General features: G+C 60.0%; 3 protein-coding genes, 1 tRNA gene and 1 other RNA gene. 4 read left to right on the plus strand and 1 reads right to left on the minus strand.

Translation table 11 applies throughout. The annotated features are described in order from the left end of the window. Positions 1-248 precede the first annotated feature (248 nt). Positions 249-336: transfer RNA gene (locus RI518_RS07480), tRNA-Ser, on the minus strand. A gap of 45 nt (positions 337-381) precedes the next feature. Between RI518_RS07480 and ffs the strand changes: the two genes are divergently transcribed. The 4 genes from ffs to dnaX form a co-directional block, all read left to right on the plus strand. Beyond that, positions 382-477, plus strand: an RNA gene (gene ffs / locus RI518_RS07485) — signal recognition particle sRNA small type. A 33-nt stretch (positions 478-510) separates the two neighbouring features. Continuing rightward, complete coding sequence (gene pta, locus RI518_RS07490; RefSeq protein ID WP_310689764.1) at positions 511-2,634, plus strand: phosphate acetyltransferase; 2,124 nt, start codon at positions 511-513, stop codon at positions 2,632-2,634. Next, positions 2,631-3,767 carry an acetate kinase gene (locus RI518_RS07495; RefSeq protein ID WP_310689765.1) on the plus strand — a complete coding sequence of 379 codons (1,137 nt, stop codon included), beginning with the start codon at positions 2,631-2,633 and terminating at the stop codon, positions 3,765-3,767. The genes pta and RI518_RS07495 overlap by 4 nt, the downstream gene beginning before the upstream one ends. A 21-nt stretch (positions 3,768-3,788) precedes the next feature. Then, the coding region (gene dnaX, locus RI518_RS07500) for a DNA polymerase III subunit gamma/tau (protein ID WP_310689766.1) at positions 3,789-5,015 on the plus strand (1,227 nt) is incomplete at its 3' end.

The raw sequence follows: 5,015 nt of genomic DNA on the forward strand, positions 1-5,015 counted from the left end.
GAAAACCCGACTTTCTGGAAAGCAGTGACTTAAGCTGACTCGTCCTTCGATACGTTTCAATGGTTAGTGATGCTGCCCCCATGTTCTGTGGACCATGGGCTGTTGCTATCCGAGAACTAGATCAGACCCCGGTCGGCGCTCGACAGCCATGAATCCCAACACTCCCTGGCATTGCACCTGCCGCAGATCAAACCTGAACCCGATACGAACCCTCTCGATGTCTCGGTGAAAACGTCGAGACATTGCAATGGCGGAGGATGGGGGATTCGAACCCCCGAGGGCGTTAACCCAACACGCTTTCCAAGCGTGCGCCATAGGCCACTAGGCGAATCCTCCGGCTGTGCCCCAAAGGGCGCTCCCAATCCTAACGGTAGACTGGGACATGGCTCCTCGCGTGGCGCCATCTCGGTCAATCCCCCAGGACGGAAACGTAGCAAGGGTCGCTGGGCTCTGGTGGGTGCGCGGGGAGTCGCCTTTTTGGCGGTCAGCGGTGGCGCGTAACCTGGGGCTATGGCATCGAGTGTGTACGTCACCGCCGCGGAAGGCTTTTCGGGAAAGTCCACCGTTGCCCTGGGGCTTATTGACGCTCTCGCCGGAACCGTGTCTACGGTCGGGGTCTTTCGTCCCGTCGCTCGCTCGGGAGACGACCGAGACTATGTCTTAGAGCTGTTGCTCTCCCACGAAGCTATTGACCTGGATTATGAAGCCTGCGTGGGGGTCAGCTACGACCAGGTCCACGCTGATCCAGACGTCGCCATGTCCGACATTGTGAGCAAGTACCGAGCACTCGAAGCACGCTGCGATTCGGTGGTGGTTTTAGGATCTGACTACACCGATGTGGGTAATCCCACCGAGTTCGAATTCAATGCCCAGATTGCGACCAATCTGGGCATCCCCGTGGTGTTGGTGGTCACCGGACGAGACCCAGCCGAGCAGGCGCATAGGGGTTTGGCCTCGGCGCCCGCGAGAAGCGCCGACGATGTTTCTCGGGTCGCCTCTTCTGCGTTAGCAGAAATCCGAGAAGCCCACGCTCGCCCGGTCGCAGTCATTGTGAACAGGGCGGAGCCATCGGATAAGGACGCCATCCTCGAGGCACTGCGGCCAGTAACGGCGGGTCTCTTGGTGGCTACTGTTCCGGAAAATCGCGTGTTGGTCTCGCCGACGGTTGCCAGCGTCATTGCGGCTGTCGATGGTCGGCTAGTTCAGGGCGATCAGGAAGCACTGGGTCGTGAGGCGCTCGGTGTGATGGTCGCTGCCATGGGCCTGGAAACAGTGTTGAACCGTCTTCGCGAGGGCTACCTGGTCCTGGTTCCCGCCGATCGCTACGAAGTGTTGATGGCTGTGGTGTTGGCCCATCAGAGTGAGAACTTCCCGAGCCTCGCCGGGGTGGTGCTGTATGGCGGTGTGGAAACGCCCGAGGTGGTTTCATCACTGATCTCTGGCCTGCACTCCAGGTTGCCCATCATTGAGACCCAGTCGGATACGTATGAGACTGTGCTCCAGGTCACCGGCGCCAGGGGAAGAATGGCGGCCGACTCGCAGGGCAAATACGACACCGCATTGGCTCTGTTTCGAGACAACGTGGATACGGAGTCTCTGCTGGAGAGCTTCAACGTGGCGAAATCGGATGTGGTCACACCACTCATGTTTGAATATGACCTACTCGAGCGTGCCAAATCGGATGTGAAGCACATTGTGTTGCCTGAGGGCAGTGATGACCGAATCATTCGGGCGGCCGCCACCCTTTTAGCCAGAGGGGTTGTTCGCATCACCCTGTTGGGTGATGAGGGAGCAATTCGCCAAAGGGCGAGCGAATTGGGGGTCGGTCTTGACGGAGTTGCCGTGCTCTCGCCTTTGGATGAGGCATTGCGGGAGCGCTTTGCGGTGGAGTATTTCCGCCTGCGCGAACACAAAGGGATGACCCTCGAGCAGGCGCGGGACGTGGTGGTGGATGTGTCCTTTTTTGGCACGATGATGGTCCACTTGGGGTTGGCCGATGGAATGGTCTCCGGGGCGGTAAACACCACCGCCCACACGATTACTCCCAGTTTTCAGATCATCAAAACCACCCCCGGAGTTTCTGTCGTATCCAGCGTCTTTTTCATGTGTTTGGCCGATCGGGTATTGGTCTACGGCGACTGTGCGGTGGTGCCAGAGCCCACGGCAGAAGAACTAGCCGATATTGCCGCTGGTGCGGCACAGACCGCCGCACAGTTCGGAATCGAACCCAGAGTGGCGATGCTCTCCTACTCGACCGGTGAGTCCGGTCGAGGGGCCGAAGTAGAAAAAGTTCGCACCGCAACAGCGCTGTTGCGAGGGCTTCGACCGGACCTGCCCATCGAGGGTCCCATCCAATACGACGCGGCAGCCGAGCCCACTGTGGCGAGAACCAAAATGCCAGACTCTGAGGTGGCCGGACGGGCCACAGTGTTTGTCTTTCCCGACTTGAACACCGGAAATAACACCTACAAAGCCGTGCAGCGCAGTGCCGGGGCCATCGCGATTGGTCCAGTACTCCAAGGGCTCAATAAACCCGTCAATGATCTCTCCCGCGGTGCCACCGTCAGAGACATTGTGAACACGGTGGCCATCACCGCAATTCAAGCCCAAGGTCATGAGGCGGTGGCCTCATGACCCAGGTGTTGGTCGTGAACTCTGGTTCCTCGTCTGTGAAATACCAAGTCATCGACCTGCCCTCCGAGCAGGTCATCGACAAGGGCCAAAGGGACCGGGTGGGAATTGACGGTGGTGACTTTCCTACCCACCGTGCCGCAATTGCTGACATCGTGGCGTCCCTGCCAGCCAACGTGTCACTTGACCTTGTGGGTCACCGGGTCGTCCACGGTGGCGCCCGGTTTACGGAGCCTGTAGTAATCGACCGGGACGTGATCTTGGGAATTGACGAGGTCAGTGCCCTGGCACCTCTTCATAACCCAGCCAACCTCGAAGGAATCCACGCCGTCACCGAAGTGATGCCGGAATTGCCCCAGGTGGCGGTCTTTGACACCGCTTTTTTCTCCACGCTGTCTCCTGCCGCGTATGACTACGCGCTTCCTCGCGACGTGGTGGAAAAATATGGAATCCGTAAATACGGATTCCATGGCACCAGTCACGACTACGTGACGGGTGAGTTGCGGGGTCTGATGCCACCCACGAAGAATCCCCTGCGGGTCGTGTCGTTTCATCTCGGTAATGGCTCGTCTGTTGCCGCGGTCCGAGGCGGCGTCGCCGTCGACACCTCGATGGGGCTGACTCCATTGGCAGGGCTGGTGATGGGCACACGCTCTGGTGACATTGACCCTTCTGTCGTTCTGTACCTGCAGAGGGAAGCGGGATTGAGCTTGGAAGAAGTTGATGAGTTGCTCAACCGCCACAGCGGTCTGCTGGGGTTGTCTGGTCATTCCGATATGCGCGACCTCTCTGAACACGCAGAACAGGGTGACCCCGATGCCCTCCACGCTCTTGATGTGTGGTCGTGGAGGGCAAAGCACTACCTGGGGGCGTATCTCGCTCAACTAGGCGGGCTAGACGCCATTGTCTTTACCGGCGGTATCGGTGAAAACAGCGCAGCGCTTCGCGCCCGGGCTGTGTCGGGCCTGGAAGGACTGGGGATCGAGATGGATGAGCAAAGAAACCTTGCCCACTCGGATCGGCCGCGCCTGGTTTCCACCGATGATTCTGCGGTGTCACTGTGGGTGATCCCCACCAATGAGGAGCTCTACATTGCGCGGCGTGCCGTCGAATGTGTAAACAGTTCCCGCTCGTGACCAAACGGTAGGCTCTCCGCTGTGGCAGCGCTCTATCGGCAGTACCGGCCAGAGACCTTCCAGGAGGTCATCGGGCAGACTCACGTGACCGGTCCGCTACAACACGCCCTCACCTCAAACCGAAGCCACCACGCTTACCTATTCTCCGGCCCGAGGGGCTGCGGGAAGACCACGTCAGCGCGTATTTTGGCGCGCTGCCTGAACTGCGCCACAGGCCCCACGGACACTCCGTGTGGGGAGTGTGCCAGCTGCGTGGAGCTCTCCCGCGATGGCGGTGGCTCGCTCGACGTGGTGGAAATCGATGCCGCCAGTCACAACGGTGTGGATGATGCGAGGGAACTTCGCGAGCGAGCTGTATTCGCCCCAGCTCGTGATCGCTACAAGATTTACATCCTCGATGAAGCCCACATGGTGACTCAGCAGGGCTTTAACGCTCTGCTGAAAATCGTGGAAGAGCCACCGGAACACGTGAAGTTCATTTTCGCCACGACCGATCCAGACAAAGTTCTTCCCACCATTCGCTCCCGTACCCACCACTACCCCTTCCGCCTGGTCGCGCCTGCCGAACTCTTGGCTTACCTCCAGCAGGTGGCCGAATCGGAGGGCGTCACCATCGAAGAGGGAGTCCTCGCTCTCGTGGTGCGCTCCGGTGGTGGATCCGTCAGGGATTCACTCTCCCTTTTGGATCAACTCATGGCGGGCTCTAGTGAGCAGACCATCACCCTGGAAGGGGCACAGGCCCTCCTTGGTTACACCCCCCGGGTGCTCTTGGACGAGGTCGTCGCGGCATTTGCCGCGAAAGATGCTCCGGCCGCTTTTCGCTCACTAGATTCGGTGATGCAGTCGGGTCAAGACCCGAGGCGTTTTGTCGAAGACCTCCTCACCCACATCCGCGACATCATCGTCATCCAGGCAACAGGCAATGACGCCCACGAGCTATTTCCTGGGGTGAGCCAGGGCGACCTGGAGATGTGGCGGGAGCAAGCCTCGTGGTTTACCCCCGGCCAGCTCGCCGACATGGGCCGAGAGATCAGTGACACCCTCCAACACATGTCGGGTGTCACCGCACCACGGCTGCAGTTAGAACTCATGGTGGCGAAGCTTCTCGTGGGAGCTGGTCAATCTTCTGGTTCCCAGGCCACGGCGCCGCCTGCTCCCGCCGAAGCACGGGCAGCGACTGCGCCGGCCACACCGCCGGCCACACCCCCAGCCGCACTGTCAGCCACACCCCCAGCCGCTCCGGCAGCA

Origin of the sequence: Pontimonas sp. (assembly GCF_031581085.1) — a bacterium.
Classification (GTDB): domain Bacteria; phylum Actinomycetota; class Actinomycetes; order Actinomycetales; family Microbacteriaceae; genus Pontimonas.